The sequence below is a fragment of the Pyxidicoccus xibeiensis genome (genome assembly GCF_024198175.1).
GTDB classification, from domain to species: domain Bacteria; phylum Myxococcota; class Myxococcia; order Myxococcales; family Myxococcaceae; genus Myxococcus; species Myxococcus xibeiensis.
This window is the reverse complement of the sequence record NZ_JAJVKV010000001.1, coordinates 328,940-345,354: the sequence shown is the minus strand read 5'-3', so window position 1 is coordinate 345,354 and position 16,415 is coordinate 328,940. Positions and strand designations below refer to the sequence as shown.

The 16,415-nt window shown below is 68.6% G+C and carries 9 protein-coding genes; 5 read left to right on the top strand and 4 right to left on the bottom strand.

Annotated features, from left to right (window positions below; genetic code table 11):
* Positions 1-171 precede the first annotated feature (171 nt).
* The 4 genes from LXT23_RS01375 to LXT23_RS01360 all read left to right on the top strand — a co-directional run bounded on the left by LXT23_RS01375 (position 172) and on the right by LXT23_RS01360 (position 7,324).
* Positions 172-648, top strand: a complete 477-nt coding sequence (locus LXT23_RS01375; RefSeq protein ID WP_253978219.1) for a hypothetical protein — start codon at positions 172-174, stop codon at positions 646-648.
* 1,111 nt (positions 649-1,759) lie between these two features.
* Positions 1,760-2,965, top strand: coding sequence for a LamG domain-containing protein (locus LXT23_RS01370; RefSeq protein ID WP_253978218.1), 1,206 nt, complete (start codon positions 1,760-1,762; stop codon positions 2,963-2,965).
* Positions 2,966-3,417: 452 nt separating this feature from the next.
* On the top strand, positions 3,418-4,854 hold the full coding sequence (locus LXT23_RS01365; RefSeq protein WP_253978217.1) for a serine/threonine protein kinase: 1,437 nt from the start codon (positions 3,418-3,420) through the stop codon (positions 4,852-4,854).
* A 169-nt stretch (positions 4,855-5,023) separates the two neighbouring features.
* Positions 5,024-7,324: an ArnT family glycosyltransferase gene (locus LXT23_RS01360; protein ID WP_253978216.1), complete on the top strand. Its 2,301-nt coding sequence runs from the start codon at positions 5,024-5,026 to the stop codon at positions 7,322-7,324.
* A 39-nt stretch (positions 7,325-7,363) separates the two neighbouring features.
* Here LXT23_RS01360 and LXT23_RS01355 read toward each other — a convergent pair whose 3' ends face one another.
* From LXT23_RS01355 to LXT23_RS01345, 3 genes are read right to left on the bottom strand one after another with little or no spacing between them, the layout of a single operon-like run.
* Positions 7,364-11,329 (bottom strand): papain-like cysteine protease family protein, encoded by a 3,966-nt coding sequence (locus LXT23_RS01355; RefSeq protein ID WP_253978215.1) that lies wholly within the window; start codon positions 11,327-11,329, stop codon positions 7,364-7,366.
* Positions 11,330-11,352: 23 nt separating this feature from the next.
* Complete coding sequence (locus LXT23_RS01350) at positions 11,353-12,681, bottom strand: hypothetical protein (RefSeq protein ID WP_253978214.1); 1,329 nt, start codon at positions 12,679-12,681, stop codon at positions 11,353-11,355.
* A 10-nt stretch (positions 12,682-12,691) separates the two neighbouring features.
* Positions 12,692-13,054 carry a hypothetical protein gene (locus LXT23_RS01345; RefSeq protein ID WP_253978213.1) on the bottom strand — a complete coding sequence of 121 codons (363 nt, stop codon included), beginning with the start codon at positions 13,052-13,054 and terminating at the stop codon, positions 12,692-12,694.
* A 289-nt stretch (positions 13,055-13,343) separates the two neighbouring features.
* Here LXT23_RS01345 and LXT23_RS01340 point away from each other — a divergent pair, with 289 nt between their 5' ends.
* The gene (locus LXT23_RS01340) at positions 13,344-14,642 is read left to right on the top strand and encodes a serpin family protein (RefSeq protein WP_253978212.1); all 1,299 of its coding nucleotides are present in this window, start codon (positions 13,344-13,346) and stop codon (positions 14,640-14,642) included.
* A 637-nt stretch (positions 14,643-15,279) separates the two neighbouring features.
* Here the strand turns inward: LXT23_RS01340 and sitI6 are convergent.
* A complete protein-coding gene (gene sitI6 / locus LXT23_RS01335) occupies positions 15,280-15,999 on the bottom strand; it encodes a SitI6 family double-CXXCG motif immunity protein (protein ID WP_253978211.1) in 720 nt (239 codons plus the stop codon).
* Positions 16,000-16,415: the final 416 nt, after the last annotated feature.

The following is a 16,415-nucleotide window of genomic DNA, read 5'->3' as shown; positions in this document are numbered from 1 at the left end:
GGCGCGGTGTCGAGTTTCGCGGCTGGCACGGTTTACGCGTCCAGGTGCGACGGCGCGCCAGCCCGCCTAGGGGTCGGGGGGCATGGACGTCGTGCCACCCGCCCCGGATTCCAACCTGCCGACAGCCTCTCGGGGCCGGGCCCGGGTGCTCGCGGGGGGGCTGGCCCTGGTGTGACCCTGGCCCCCTGCTTCCTCAGCTTCGTCCTGGGCGTCTGGGGGCCCTTGCGCTACCGGGAGCTCCACGCGGTGGAGGAGCGGTTGCGCGCGATGCCCGGCGTCACGCGGGTGCGCACCTGGGGCAACGAAGACGTCACCTTCGAGGACCTCGGCGCTGTCGTCCAGGCCCACGGAAGCGGCACCGTCACCTTCTTCGACCTGACGGAGGAGGACTTCGAGGACGCCGAGCAGCTGCACGTCGGCGAGCTGGGCTCTCGAGTACGGTGTGCTCGTCCTGGGAGGGCCGCATCGAAGAACGCCACGGGGCCCGGCATTCATCGAGCGCCCGAACGCCGGAGCCTCGTGAGCTGCTGGCAGGGCCTCTCCCGCCGTCATGGCTTCGGACCGCGCCGCTGCCCACCCCCTGCCGGACCGACCCGCCGCCGGAAGGAACGTTCCTTCCGCCAGGACCTTCCTACCGGGTGGGGCTGACATGCCGACGGCGGACGACCGGGCAGGTCACCGGGACCACGGCGCGCAAGAGGCCGGAAGGCCCCCCGAGGGTTCGGGCGATGCGGGCTCCCTCCAGGTCTCGAGTCAGCCCTCCCGGGAGCCTGCCCGTGGCATGTCCCGGACGGCCTTGGGCGTGGGGCGCTGTCACCGCATGGCCGCACGGGACTGTCCTTCCCCCCTGGGGCTTCACCTTGTCAGGCAGGAGTCATCCGCGTCTTGAGTCAGGATTTCATGACCTGCTTCGCCGGCAGAGCCCAACGAACTCGCGTGCGGTGTCGGGCGGGCGCTCTTCGGAGCTCATGAGTGTGTCATAGGCCCCGACGAAACGTGCCAGCTCTCGCAGCCGCTCAGCCGCGTCTTCGGCGAGCTCCGCGAGCCCGAAAATCACCTTCCCATCTCGCGTGTAGAACAGCATCGCCTGGCGAGAAGAGCCCGGTTCCCTCTCGCTCCAATACAAGCCATGGGGCTCACCGGGGGAGCCTCCAGATACGCCAGAATCTCGTCTTCGGTCTGGAATGTCACCCTGGGCGCATCAGCGTTCTCCGGGACGGAAAAGCCCGCGTGGAGACTCTTCCGTTCGGGCAGAAAGCGTTCGAGGAATCCACGTGCGAACTGCGCACTCCTGTCATCCCTCCAATGCATACAGTTCTTGCGTGATTGTCATTTTCTCTACCCTCGCGGATGAACTGGCCGGACGCGCTCTCCTCGTAGGACGGGTCCTCGTCTCCGCCGCAGGTCTGGCGGAGCTACGCAGCGTCAGCCTGCCCCTGCGGGCGTGCCCGAGATGCACAAATTGACAGTGCACGTTTTCCCTCGGGAATGCGAAGCCATACTAGAGGCCGGCAGGTACCCTGACTCTGGCCTTGTGATCCAGGCGCTCACTCTGGTTGCAACACCAGCCACACTCCAGCATGGGCGGGCCTCACCGCTCTGATGGAGCGCCGCGAATGACAAGTGCTCTGCAGTGCTACGCCAGCACTGCATTCCCCATTACTCACTTGTCAGGATATCCATGCGCAGCTTCATTTCATTCCTATCAAGCCGTCTTTCCATGTTTTTCCTGAGCTCTCTGGCAGCGGGCGCCGTGGCCATGAGCTGCGTCGCGACGTCCACCGACTCACACGACGAGCCCCTCGAAACGACCGACTCCGCTCTGACGGAAGAGCAATGTGAGTACTTCGAGGTCAATGGCAGGGTACAGCTCTGTCACGCCACCGGCTCGGCCACCAATCCCTACAAGATCCTCAGGATCAGCGAGCAGGGGTGCATCGACGGGCATGCGGGTCACCCCGGAGACTACGTCACCAGCACCGACCCGAGCTCCCCCCTCTACGACCCCACGTGCCAGGGTCAGGGCTGTCTGCCCACGAACGCGCCGTGCGGCGCGACGGTGCCCTGCTGCGCCGGCTCCATCTGCCTGAACGGCACCTGCCAGCCAGACCTCTGCGCGGGCGTGGTCTGTGTGCCCCTCGACGCGTGCCACACCGCGGGCACCTGTAATCCGTCGACCGGGCAGTGCTCCAATCCGGTGGCGCCCGACGGCACGGCGTGCACCGACGGCAACGCCTGCACCCAGCCGGACACCTGCCAGGGCGGGGTCTGCACCGGCGGCCCGCTCGTCGGCGACACGACCAGCAACCTGGCCCACCGGTGGACCTTCGACGAGGCCGGCGGCAGCACGGCCCTGGACTCGGCGGGCACGTCGGACGGAACGCTGGGCAGCTCGGCGTCGCGGACGGTCAGCTTCGACGGCTCCGGGGCAGTCACGCTCACGCCCACCGGGCAGTGCGACCTCAACGCCCACGTCGACTTCGGCCTCGCGCCCGGGCAATTCGGGACGGGCCCGTTCACCGTGAGCTACTGGCTGAAGACGACCTTCAACAGCAGTGGCAACGGCGATCTCATCGGGAACCGGGTGGTGGGGAGCGCAGGCAACTATCTCTCGGGAAGGCTCAACGGCGACTCCACCACGTCGCTCGAAATCTACGAGGACGCGGCAGGCACGAACGGCGCGGGCTTCAACGTCTTTCCGACGCCGCTCAACAACGGCAGCTGGCACCAGGTCGTCTATACCCGCGGCGGGACCTCGCTCAAGATGTACATCGACGGCGTGCAGGTCGGCGCCTCGACCAGCGCTGCGCCGACGGACCTCACCGGCGAGAACCCGTTCCGCATCGGCCGCAGCCTGCCGTCCTGCCTGGGCGGCTTCTTCAGCATCCCGGCTTCGTTCGACGATGTCCGGACCTACAGCCGAGAGCTCACCGCCTGCGACGTCGCCCTCCTGGCGGCACCCTAGCGGCCGGGGCCGCGCCCCGGTGGCGGTCGAACCGGGGCGCGGTCGTGGCTTGCCGCCGGCCGCGTCACGACGGAGTCTCCGAAACAGGTTCGAGCCAGCCTCCCCCCTCCTTGGAGGTGTCTCTCGCCTGGATGAAACCAGGCAGGTCCGAGGGACCGGGGAGGGCCGCTGGCGGATGGCGCCTGGGCTGAACGCCAGGGCGGTGGACAGGCCGTGCAGCCCTCTGGGGCACCCTCCTGCTCAGGCTGTCCTCACAGTGCGCGCTCGTCTCCATGAGTGGGGGCAGCTACCTGCGGCGGTGGTGAAGCATGCGCTTTCACCTGTGGCGCTCAGGATTCCCCACGTCATTCTGGAGTGGAGGGCAGTCGTCCACCTGCTGGATGGCGTTGGAGTCCGACTACCTCGCGAGTAGTCTCCGCGTGCGCGGAGCGGACCGCCTCACGAGGGACCTCATGGAGTCTGACCACCTCAATCCGGCCAACCTGCCCCCGGGGACGCGCATCGGCCCGTGGTGTCTGCTGGAGCAGCGCGGCCGGGGCACCAATGGCGTCGTCTACCAGGCCCAGCGCGTGGACGGGACTCCAGGCGTCGTGGCCCTCAAGCTGGCCCTGCACCCGGGGGATGCGCGCTTCCTCCGTGAGGCCGAGCTGCTCTTCCGCCTGCGCCACCCCGCTGTCCCCCGCCTGCTGGACCATGGCGACTGGCAGCCGCGCGAGGGCGTCTCCTACGCCTGGCTCGTCATGGAGTGGGTGGAAGGCCCGTCGCTCTATGCGTGGGCCCAGGCCTGGCGCCCGTCTTCACGGCAGGTGCTTCGGCTTCTGGCTCAGCTGGCCCGAGCGCTGGAAGCCACCCATGCGGCCGGAGGCCTCCACCGCGACGTGAAGGGCGACAACATCCGCGTCCGGAGCACGGACGCTCAGCCCTTCCTGCTGGACTTCGGCTCTGGACACCATCTGGGGGCCGCCACGCTCACCTCGCACCCCTTTCCACCCGGCACCCCGCCCTACCGCTCGCCCGAGGCGTGGCGCTTCTTCCTCCGCGCCCGCAAACCCCCGGCCGTCGCATATGCGCCGGGGCCCGCGGATGACCTCTTCGCCCTGGGTGTCACCGCCTATCGCCTGGTCACCGAGAAGTACCCCCCGTCGGCGCACCCGATGGATGACGATGCCTGGCTCTGGCGCCCCGAGGAGCTGGCGCATTGGACGGCGCGAGTCTGCAACCCCCGCTGCAGTGCGGAGCTGAGCGCGCTGGTGGCCCGGCTGCTCTCGCCCCACCCCGAAGCGCGAGGGAGCGCGCGGGAGGTGGCCGAAGCGCTGGAGCAGGCAGCACGCAACGCGGGACACGAGGCGGACGTGCCTCTCTTCACGGGAGAAGAGCCGCGACCCGCGGGCCTCTTTCCCCCTCCCCAGCGCGTCACGGTGCGGCCCCCTCCTCGCGTGGCGAGGTGGCCCCGGCTCGCGGCCGCCGGCCTCGCAGGCGCCCTGGCGCTGAGCGCCGGAGGGCTGCTGAGGGGGAGTCCCTCCGAGGAGCCCGCGGTGGCTCACCTCGCGGAGGAGGAAGAGTCCAGGGATGGCGGCGCCGTGGCCCTCGGGGACTCCGCGCTGATGGCGCCGGTGGAGCCCGAGCGAGCCCCCTCCGTGTGGGCCTCCATCGCGCAGGAGCTGCCCCCGAAACCCTTTCCAGGGCAGCGGCGCCCGAACGCCAAAGGCCGCTGTCCCGGCAAGGTGCAGGTCGCCATCAACGGCGCTTGTTGGAGGAAGCTGCCCGTGGACGTGAAGGATTGTGATGACTGGGACGGCGTTGAATACAAGGGCGCGTGTTACCTCCCCGCGATGACTCGGGAACGCCCTGCCACCTCGGGCCCCGCGGCTCGAGACGACAGTCCATGACCCGTTGCTCCACTCCTTGTCACCATCCGCGGGGTTGCCCACCGCATGTATGAGGTTGGCCCCCGGCGCGGGGGCCAACCCAGGAAGGTCGACCGAGGGGGACGGCGGGGATATATGTCCGCGGCTGGCACGGGACTGGCGCCCGAAACGACTCAAGGAGCTTCCACTCGTGGCGAGCGAAGGCGAACAGCAGGCGCAGACCTTCTCCGAGGCCGTTCTCGGGAAGGAGACCTTCTCGACGAAGTGGGCCCAGCGCTGGCTGGCGCTGCCGTCCAGCACCCGCGTCGTGCTCTCCACGGCCGGCTTCGCGGCCCTGCTCTTCCTGCCCTACCTGGGGGCGGTGGGGCTGTGGGACTGCTGGGAGACGCACTACGGCGAGGTGGCTCGGATGATGATCGAGCGCCGCGACTACGTGTACCCCTTCTGGGAAGGCGCGTATTTCTTCTCCAAGCCGCCGCTGACCATGTGGATGCAGGCGCTGGGCATGCAGGTGGTGGGCACCGTGCGCACCGACGGCGCGCTGGGCCTGTTCACCGAGTGGGGCATGCGCGTGCCCTTCGCCCTGCTGAGCATCGCCGCGGTGGCGCTGCTGTCGCTGGCCGTGTCGCGGGTGGTGAACCGGCGCGCGGGCCTGGCCACCGGCTTCATCCTGGCCACCATGCCGCTGTACTTCCTGCTCACCCGGCAGACGGTGACGGACACGCCCTTCGTCACCACGCTCATCTGCGCCATGGCGTGCGCGCTCATCGGCCAGCTGGATGAGACGACGAAGCACCGCTCCGCGTGGTGGTACGGCTTCTACTTCTTCGCCGGCCTGGGCACGCTGGCCAAGGGCCTGCTGGGCGTGGGCCTGCCCGCCGTCATCCTGGTGCTCTACGCGGCGCTGGCCGTCATCCCCTGGGACGGCGCCAGCCTGGAGTCCCACCTCAAGTGGCTGACGCGCCGCGCCTTCCGCAAGGACGTGCGCGAGGGCCGCCAGCCGATGCCGGTGCTCTGGGGGCAGATGTTCCGGATGCACCTGGGCACGGGCATCCTCGTCTTCTTCGCGGTGGCCGCGCCCTGGTACGTCACCCTGTCGCTCTTCGAGAGCGTGGACGACGAGGGCAAGCTCTTCTGGTACCGCTTCTTCGTCCACGACCACCTCAACCGCCTCACCGCGGGCGTGTACACCACCACGCCGGGCGGCACGTTCATCTACTTCATCGAGCAGGGCGGCTACGCCATCTTCCCCTGGGTGGCCCTGCTGCCCGGCGCCTTCGCCGTCGTCGCGCGGCTCAAGCTGCGCTCGGAGAAGAAGGCGGACCACCTGGCCGTCATCGCCGTGCTGTGGGTGGCCTTCTCCTTCTGGTTGCTGGCCTCCAGCGCCACGAAGTTCCACCACTACGTCTTCCCGGTGCTGCCGGGCCTGGCCATCCTGCTGGCCCTCTTCGCGGACCGGCTGTGGGAGGAGGGCATCTCCGCCCACGCGGTGAGCCTCATCTTCGGCCTCGTCCTCTTCATCCTCGTGGGCAAGGACCTGTCGGACAACCCGAAGCACTTCACCGACCTGTTCGTCTTCAACTACGACCGGGCCTACCCGCACGACCTGGTGACCAAGCCCATCGCCTTCTTCTCCTCGCGCCCGCTGTGGACGGGCGACCTGGTGACGCTGGTGCTGCTGGCCTTCGGCATCTACCTCTCCTTCGACGCCTTCTCGCCGCGCGCGAAGGACAAGGCCTCACCGGGCTCGCGCGCGGTGGCGCTGGGCGTCCTGCTCGCGGGTGTGGCCACGCTGGGCGCGGTGGCGTCGCAGGCGCAGGTGTCGGCGTCGGCGCTGCTGGGGCTCGCGCTTTCGGGCGTGGCCGGCTTCCTCGGCTGGCAGTCCACGCGGCCGGGCACGCAGGGGCGCTCCTCGCCGCGGACGGTGGCGGGGCTCGTCGCGGTGGCGGGCGTGGCGCTGGCGGTGCTCGGCTTCCGCGCGCCGGTGGCGGAGGACTCGGTGCTGCGGGCACTGTCGGAGCCCGTCAACATCAAGAGCACCCTGGGCTTCACCTTCGCGGTGGCCGGCGCCATGGCGGTGGTGGCCTCGCTGCTGCGCGCGCGGGTGATGCTGTTCGGCACCTTCTGGGCGCTGGCGGCGGGCGTGGCCCTCTGGTTCAACTGGAGCCACTGGGTGGACCTGTCCCACCACTGGACGCAGCGCGACCTGTTCTGGCGGTACTACGCGCAGCGCAAGGCGGACGAGCCCATCGTCGCGTACATGATGAACTGGCGCGGCGAGACGTTCTACTCGAGCAACACGGTGGAGCAGTACCGCAGCAGCGACGCCAGCACGCGCATGCGCAACCTGGCCATGCGGCCCGGCCGCGAGTGGGTGCTGGTGGAGCACAATCGCCTCAACCTGCTGCGCACCTCGGTGGGCTCGGGCAAGGTCGTCACCCCCGTGGACCGGGACATCAACAACAAGTTCGTCCTGGTGACCATCGACTGAGCATTCAGGAGAACGGCGCGTGGTCCGTGGGGCCTCCCGCTACGAGGGCTTCTCGATGCCCACGGAGAGCTGGGTCGTTCCGGCCAGCACGGGGCGCTGCTCCTGCGACAGCGTCGCCTCGACCTCCAGCACGACGGACATGCGCTGTGTGTCCACGGCCCAGTGTTCCTCGGCGACCTTCATGTCCCACTCGAACTCCGCGGGCAGGCCCCTGAACCGGAGCGTCTGGATGACGGCGCCCACGCCGCCGACCGAGTTGCGTGCATGCCGGACGCGCAGCTCCGAGCTGGCGACGCGGAGCCGGTTCTGCACCGGGCGCAGGTACATCTTCTGGCTGCCCTGCTGGTAGCTCTTCTCGTCTATCTGGAGGGGGATGAGCACCTTCCACGGTTGGATTTCGAAGGCCTGGGCCGTCGCGCCACCGGCCAGCATGTGCGCTTGATACTGCGCGTAGGTCATCTGGCTCTTGGCCCCGGTCTCCGGGGGGAGCGGGTCCCAGTAGAGCAGCCGCTTCTCCGCACGCCGCTCCTGGTAGCCGTAGCAGGCCCAGTAGTGACCACCCCTGGCGATGATGAAGGGCTTCTTCGCATCGAGCTGCGCCTTGATTTCCTCCCACGAGAGGATGCGCCCCTCCACCTGTCCCTGGGGCTTGAGCCGGGCGAGCCGGAGCGAGCTCTGCTCGTCCTCCAGCCCGGGATGGACCTCGCGCACCACGTCCTCGAGCGTGCTCGTGTCCTTCAGGTAGAACTTCCGCATCATCAGGCTGGTGGCCGCCCAGCACCAGTTGGCCTTCTGCTGCGGGATGAAGTCCAGCCTCGGCACCTCCACGGTCGTCCACGGAAGCTCTTCGGCGTCGGCGTCGTCCTTGTCGTCGTCGTCGGGTGAGACCTCCGACTCGACGACGGCTGGCTGGGTGGGGCTCCACGCCTCTTCCGAGCTGGGGCTCTCGAAGCGCGTCAGGATGTCCATCAGCGCGTCGATGGCCGTCTTCAGCGAGCGCTGGGTGAACGTCTCCTCCACGTGCCCCGCGCGACGCTTGTACTCCCAGATGAGGTCTCGCAGCCCGAGGACGGGCAGCCCCTGGATGAAGGCCAGCTGGGGCCAGCTCTCCTCGCACGCCTCCACGGAGAGCTTCATCACGATGGGCTGGTACTCCATGCCCTCCGCGAACTTCACCGCCTCCGGCCACTGGAAGTAGAGCGTCCCCGGGGCCCCGCGGACGACGTGGTAGTGCGGTGCCTTGGTCGCGGTGTTCTGGAGGTACGTGGAGATGATGGGCTCGATGAGCTCCAGCACGGCGGCCGCGTCCACCGTGGCGCCCGGCTTCGTCCCGGGCGTGCAGAAGAGCTTGATGTCCACCCGCTTCACGGGCTCCAGCTCCTCCAGCCGCTCGAACCGCGCGTACTTCGCGTGCAGCTGCGCCGCGAAGGCGCCGCTCACGGCGAACTGCACCTGGAGGTCCTCTCCCAGCGCGAAGATGGAGCCGGTGTAGATGGCCTTGATGAAGTGGACGAACCACTTGCGCTGCTCCTGGATGAAGCGGGCCCGCTCCTCCTTGAGGTGGGTGCCGTAGGTCTCCGCCATCCATTGGACGAAGCCAATCGCATCCGCCACCTCCTTGTTCTTCGCGTTGCTGCCGTAGGGCGCGTACGCGGCAATCGAGTCAGTCAGGGACTTGGGGTACTTCGCCTTGGCCGCACGCTGGGGCAGCGCCGCCTTGAACGTCGTGTCGAAGCACTTCGCCAGGCCGGGGTCCTCCGCCAGCTCGTATGCGTCCGCGAGCTGCTTGACGAGGAGGGTGAGCAGCCGCTTCAGGTGCAGCGGGAGCTTTCCCACCTCGGCCAGCGAGGGAGCCAGCATCTGCGGCACGTGCTCCTTCTCCTCGCCAATCAACCGGTCGAGGTCGGCGGACGCCATGAGGAGGACCTCCAGCAGGCGCTCCACGCGGATGGGAATCTTCCGGATGGAGATGCTCTTGTCCATGAAGGCCTCGCGAATCATCGTCACGAACTCCGCGAGGTAATAGAGGTGCCCGGGGATGGGGACGTCGCCGCGGACGATGACTCGGGGGCAGACGTTGAACCATTGCTCGAAGGCCTCCACGGTGTCCCGGCGGGGGATTCCGATGTCGATGAGCTCCGCCTTGAGGTTCTCCTTCTCCAGCTCCTCCAGCAGGGAGCCCGTCTCCTCGTTGCGCAGGCGGTCCGAGAGGGCCAGGGCCTTGAGCTGCTTCACGGCCTGCTCATAGAGGCGCTCGTCCTCATCGGAGACGTGGACGTCGTCTTCCTGGAGATCCGGCATCAGCTGGGCTTCGTGCTCGTCCTTCTTTGCCCTGGCCTTCTCCTGGTCCTTGGCGCGCTGGTCCTGCTCGGCCTTGTCCAGCGCCGTGAGGGCCTTCGTCATCCCCTCGTAGGCATCGCGCTGATGGACGCGGACGGCGAACAGCCGCTTGGACTCCTCCAGGAAGGCGAGCACCGTGTTGTGCACCGCGAGGAAGGTCCGGTACCAGTCGCCCGCCTTGAGGTTGGGATTGATGACGATGTTCGTGTCCCAGTCGTTCTCTCCCTCCGTGGCGCGGTCCTGGAGGTACTTCGCCGCGCGGCCGCCCTTGAGATAGAAGACCACCGCCGGCTCGCCGTCGGGCCACTGCTTGGAGACGGGCCCCTTCTTCGGGCAGGCCTTGCGGAGCGCCGCGTCCAGCACCACCAGCCTGTCCCGCAGCCAGGTGAAGAGCCAGGCCATGTGGGGGCTGTTGTGCAGGCCGCCCGTCAGCGAGCTGCTGAGCTTCGTGCGGTCGGCGGGCGGGATGGGCGTCTTCGACTGCACCTGGAACTTCACCAGGAGCCGGAAGAGATAGAACGGCTCGATGGTGTGGAAGTTCTGGATGCTGCACATGCCGGCATGCGCCAGGGAGAGGTTGCGCTGCGCGCGGGCGAGCCGGGCCCGGACCTCCTCCAGCTTCTCCGCGGGCTCAGCGTCCAGGGCGGCGGCCTCCATCTGCTTCTTGAAGCCCTTGAGCTGTCGCTCCGCGTCCGCGAGCAGGGGGTACCACTTCGCCCGCTTCTTGAGCTCGACGGCCGTGGCCGCGTCCGCCTCCGAGGCCTTCTTGTCGAAGGCCTTCCGCAGGCTCCAGAGCTGCTCGTTGACCTTCTCCAGATGCGGGGGGGCGGCCTCCTTGGGAAGCGTGGGCAGCTCGCGCTCCAGCTTGTCGAGGGTGCTCTCCAGCTCCTCGAGCAGCGTCGGCGTGTCCGCGGGTGCGTCCTTGGCCAGCCCCATGGCCTTCGGGGGGGTCGCGGTGAAGTAGAAGTACTTCCCCATCTCCACGGACTCTTTCGCCGAGGCCTCGTCCGTGCCCAGTCCCCGCACGGAGTCGCGAATCAGGCGCTGGTGGCAGTTCTGCAGCGCCTGCATGGGATGCAGCGAGGGCGTCGCCCAGAGGAGGGCGAGGTCCGACTGCGCCGGGTACACCACCTTCATGCCGTGCCGCGCGGACATGATGCGGGCGAGCAGCTCGAAGCCGTCGTGGCGGGTGTCACAGGCCAGGAAGGCGAAGGCATCATCCGGGTCGTCGCAGCCCTCCCAGACGAACTCGTCGAACTCGTTCAGGGCGGTCTGGATGATGCCCTTCAGCCGAGTCACCTGCTCTTCGAGCAGCGCCTCCAGCGCCACGCGCTCTTCGTCAGTGCGTCCCTGGTTCGGCCCGCCGATGTAGCAGTGGATGCCCTGCGTGCTCGGCTGGCCGCCTTCCCCCGGCAGCTCCAGCGTGACGTGGACGCCACCGGTGCCGCTTCCGAAGATGCGGTCGAAGATGGTCTCCAGGCCGTGATGGTGCTGGAAGCGGTAGGTCCAGGTGGACTTGAAAACGGTGAGGTGGACGTCCAGGCCGGCCACCTGGCCAATCTCCTCCACCACGAGGCTGGCCTTCGCGTCGCCGTTCTCCGCGGGCCACGGGAGCAGGAACTTCTCCTCGTACCACTTCCGCTTGCTTGCCTTGTACTGGGCCATGGTTCTCGGAGTCGGGTGAGGGGTCAGGGCCAGCGCAGCTGCGCGACGACGGGCCAGTGGGTGGAGAGCGCGGCGCTGAAGTAGCGGCACTCCGCCAGCGCGTTGACGGGCTTTTCTTCCCGCGTCGGGCGCTCGGTGCCCGCGTGGAAGCGCTCTCGCAGCGCTACGAGCAGCGAGTCCTCGGTGGGAAGGGAGGCGTCGCCAGGCGCCTTGCCCTCGGGGTCCAGCTCGCCCAGGCTCTGCGCGGGGAGCGCGGCGCGCACGAGGTCCACCACCCGCAGCTCCTCGACGAGGGGCGGTGCGTCGGCCGCGGCGAAGCAGGGCAGCAGCGTGTCCGCGAGGGCGCCCGCCACCTCTTTCAGGTTCTCCGGATGCCTGGGAAGCTCCATTGCCTCCCAGTGCATGTGCTCGTTCTGGAGGAGCACGTTGTCGAGCGCCACGGCGGCGAAGTTGGCGAGCAGGCCTGCCTGCGTCTCTGGAATCGACTTCCAGGGGTCGTCGCGCAGCACCGAGCCCTCCTGGGGCGGAAGCTGGTAGAGGGCCTCCATCTCCGAGCGGAACCGGTTGAAGGCCGCCCGGTCCGACAGGAGGTCCTTCGGCGCGGAGAGGGCCACCAGCGACGTCTCCGGCGCGGTGCGGGTCGCCTTCGGGGCCTCGTCGGGAAGCGCGCGTCCGCGCTCCTCGGTGAGGTCGCGCTCGCGGATGGCGCCGAGCGGGGCCATCACGTGGAAGGGCTCCGCGACATGGGCCTTCGACTGGAACGTCGCGCACACGAGCTTCCCCGTCAGGCCGAGCGAGGGGGCGCGGCCGGAGTCGACGACGTCCAGCTTGGAGAGGGTGACGCCGTCCGCGCCGCGGTGGAGGACGCACGTGGTGCTGTCGGAGAGGTAGACGTACTTCCCGTCCGCGTCGGACGTCAGGAACCGCGCCTGCCAGCCTCCCGCGGGGTCCAGGGCCTTCAGTTGCTGGAGGATGCGCAGCACCTCCTGGGGCCCGGTGTCCTCCACCGCGTCCTCCATGACGAGCTGCGCGCGGCCCGCGAGGTCGGTCTTCGCGACGGCGGCCCGCGTGCCCACGGTTCGGGTGAGCCCGGGGAGGATGCAGACGTCGACCTTCAGCCGGTGCACGAGCGTCGCATAGGCCTCGATGGCCACGTCGGGACGCGCGGTGGGGCGATGGAAGCCTCCGCCGAGCTGGTGGAGGTGCCAGAGCATGAAGCGCAGTGGCTTCTTCTTCTCCTTGGCGTAGGGGCAGGGCTCGACGGCCGGCTCGTCCTTCGCGGTGCCGCCCTCCGCGGACTTCGCGAGCGCCTTCAGCGCGGGGGAGACGGGCGTGGCGTTGTCGAGGTTCATGGCGCGTCCCTCAGGGCCTGGCCTCTTCGAGGCGGTACATCGCCTGCTGGAGGAGTCGCTCCAGCCTGCGCGAGGAGGTCGCCGGCGTGGCCCCCACGAGTGACTGGTGCAGCCAGGCGTGCTCGTCGCCGCTCCAGTCCGGGCCGAAGATGACGACCAGGTCGAGGAGCCGGCAGACGTCGCGCGTGGATGAGAGCGCGTAGCCATGGGCCCTGCGCACGGCACCGCGGACCACCGCCAGCGCCTCCTCCTCGCCTTGCGCCGCCACCCACTCCGGGTGGTGCTGGTGCAGGTGGTCGAGGAAGGGGCGCGGGTTGCGGAGCTGGACGTCCAGCGCCAGGGCCTGGAGCTGGGGGTCGCGGATGGTCAGCACGGGGGGCTCTCCGTCTGGTGGGGGGACAGACGTCCGAGACCACTGCACCGCACGTACCACCTGCCTGTGTCCGGGGGAGGGTGCCCTCCAGGGCAGGGGACGCGCGTCCCACCGCGACGCCCGCGCGTTCCGACGAGACGCTCCAGGCGCCGTCTGAGGGTTCTCCGACGAGGACCCACGGAAATCCGAGGCCCCCGGCGTCCGCGGGCGTCCCAACCCCGCGAAGTCATTCGCCTCCCCGGTGTGCACGCGCCTTGCTCTGACGGCGCGCACTCGAATGGAGCACGCCATGACCGCACGTCCTTCCTGGAGCTGGAGTCCTCGCATCCTCACCGCCCTGCTGCTGCTGGCGGGGTGTTCCTCCGAGGACAAAGATGAGCAGTCGTTCCCCGAGCCGCCGGGAGAGCTCGTCGCCTCGGACCTGCAGCGGGCGCGCTCGCCGAACGTCGCGGCCGAGGACCTGGCCGCCGTCGTCGCGGGCAACACCGACTTCGGCGCGGCCCTGTACCGGCTGAGCACGCGTCCGGGGGAGAACCTCTTCTTCTCGCCGTACAGCATCACCCAGGCCTTCGGCATGACGTACGCGGGCGCCCGGGGCAACACCGAGGCGCAGATGGCGCAGGCGCTGCGCTTCGTGTCGCAGGACCGCTTCCACCCGGCGCTGAACGCGCTCGACCTGAAGCTCCATGACCGCGCCGAGCACCCGAACCAGCCGGGCTCGCCGCCCACGCTGCGGGTGGTGAATGCCCTCTGGGGCCAGAAGGGACGCACGTTCGAGCCTGCCTTCCTGGACACGCTCGCCGTCAACTACGGGGCGGGGATGCGCGTGGTGGACTTCTCGACCGAGTCCGAGTCCATCCGCTCCCGCATCAACGGCTGGGTGAAGGACCTGACGGAGGGCCGCATCCAGGGTTTGCTCCCGGAGGGCTCGGTGACGCCGGACACGAGCCTGGTGATGGCCAACGCGCTCTACTTCAAGGGCGCGTGGGCGGTGCCATTCACCGAGGGTGGGACGCGCAGCGCCCCGTTCTACCGCCTGGACGGGAGCCAGCAGCAGGTCCAGATGATGGGGGGCGCGGACGGGCTCCTCTCGTACGGAAAGGGCGACGGCTATGAGGCCCTCGCGCTGGCGTACTCGGGCCAGTCGTTCCGCATGCTGCTCGTCATTCCGGACAGCGGCCGGTTCACGGAGGTGGAGTCGCGGCTCTCGGCGAGCTTCCTCTCCGAGGTCCGCTCGAAGCTGGAGAGGGACCGCTTCTACCTCCGGATGCCGAAGTTCCGGGTGGAGACGCGGCTCTCGCTGGTGGAGCCGCTGAAGGCGCTCGGGCTGGTGGATGCCTTCACCGGCGCCTCGGACATGTCGGGGATGACGAAGGAGGAGGCACTGGCCATCCAGTCGGCCGAGCACAAGGCGTTCGTGGCCGTGGACGAGAAGGGCACGGAGGCCGCCGCCGCCACGGCCATCGGCATGGTACCGGTGTCGATGCCGCCGGAGCTCGTCGTGGACCGCCCCTTCCTCTTCCTCATCGAGGACGTGGACACCCAGGCGGTCCTCTTCATGGGACGCATCGTCAACCCCAGCCCCTGAGCCGCGCAGGCTGGCACTCGAGGAGCCCGGGCCAGGAACCCACCGGGGTCGGGCCTCTTCGCGTTACCGGCCCCATGGTCTTCGGCCCGGCACCATCCAGTCGGTCCATATCAATCGGCGGACACATGGAGCGGCGGAACGAAGCTCACATCGGGCGGAGTGGCTTGACGAACGAGAGCGGCAAGAAACCCTTGTGCCCGTCGTGGCACCGAGTAGTCGAAGCAGGCCCCATCCGACAGCCGCGCCGAGAGCACGTTAACGACGACTCGCGTTAGCGTGTCTGGTCGGACCTTGTATGTATTCGGAGCATCCCCGGTGACAACAAAGACAAGTCGTGGTGCGGGGAGGATGCTTCCCAGGCTTTCGGTGACGATGTATGCCGTTCCAGTGCAGCCTGCCTCCTCCCAGGTCAGTTGAAAAGGACCCGCAGGGGGCCACCGCGGAGGACTGAGTCACGGGCTCCTCTCGCGAGGCTCGGGCCGTGGAGCCGGGCCTTGCGCTGACCGCCTTGTTTGGCTCAGGCCACCATTCCTGCGGTGTCACCAACGTCTTGCTTCCTCGCGGAGACGCCCTGATTGAACAGCTCTGCCCGCACGTCGGTTTCCGAGGGGGGGACGAGCTTTGTGACACAGTAGGGCTAGCGCGTAGGCAGCTCTCTGAAGGTGATGCCGTCCAACTTGAGGCGGCGTAAGGCCTCCATGAGCCGCTCGGTGCCAATCATCACCGTGGCGAAGTTGCCCACCCGGAACAGGTCCAGGTCCGTGGGCAGGGTCGCTGCGTCCAGGATGGGGTCATCTGGCAGCCGGAAGGCTTGCCGGTCACAGGTGGCGCAAGGCGGTGGCAGGTCTGGGGGAAGGCAGTCCGGGTGCAGCCGGCCGTGCGGCTCCACCTGAAGCTCCAGCAACTCTGGTGCGTCCTTGCTGCGAAATCGCAGCTCCGTGCGGCAGCCGAGCAGTCCGCGCACACCTTCCGCCTGCAGGTGCTCCAGTGCATCCCTGTGCACAAGCCACAGGATGTCATCCTGGGAGGTGAAAGGGCCGAACTTCCCGGAGGCCGTACCTGCCAGCGCCCCCAGGCTCGTGCCGGGTGGAAGCTTCGCGTTCGGAGGCGCCAGGGGACGCACAAGCTCCCGAAGTCGCTCGAACTCCGCGACAGAGACCGGTCTGGAACGGAAACTCTCTCGCTCCGTCAGGTACGACAGGTCGACTCCCGGATACTGGTGACCTGAACTTCCCCACGTGACTCCGCAGGTGTCGCACCTCACGCCGGGCAGGTGCCACTTGTGGGCAGCGTCGAAGTCTCCCTTGAAGCGCGCCCACATGGCCTTGTCTCTCGTGAGTTCAAAGAAGCGGGGCATCGTGTGGGGTCCTCGCGTTCCTGGACGGGAGTAGCAGGGCTGAATGGCGCCACCTGACCGGGGTCATCACCGGCAAGCTTGAGGAAGCACGGCTCGCCACGGCCGGACGCCTCCTCGCGGGTTGGTGCTGACGCGTGCCGTTCTCCAGGCCCGGCTCGTGCTCATGACGCCCGAGGCGGGGGGAGGGCGGTGAGCGTGGAGCACGGTGCGTCGCGCGCGTACTCCCGCCGCGGGGCCTTCCAGCACTCCATGCTCTCTCTCCAACCCAGGAAGTCCTTGCCGCATCGCGTCACGCCCGGTTATGTCGGGAAAAAGAGAATTCAATGGTCCAGGGGGGCCGACACGCCGCGTCGAGACAGCCATGACACCTCATCTTTCATCCGACATCACCCTTCCTGCCGACACACGCAGCTGGC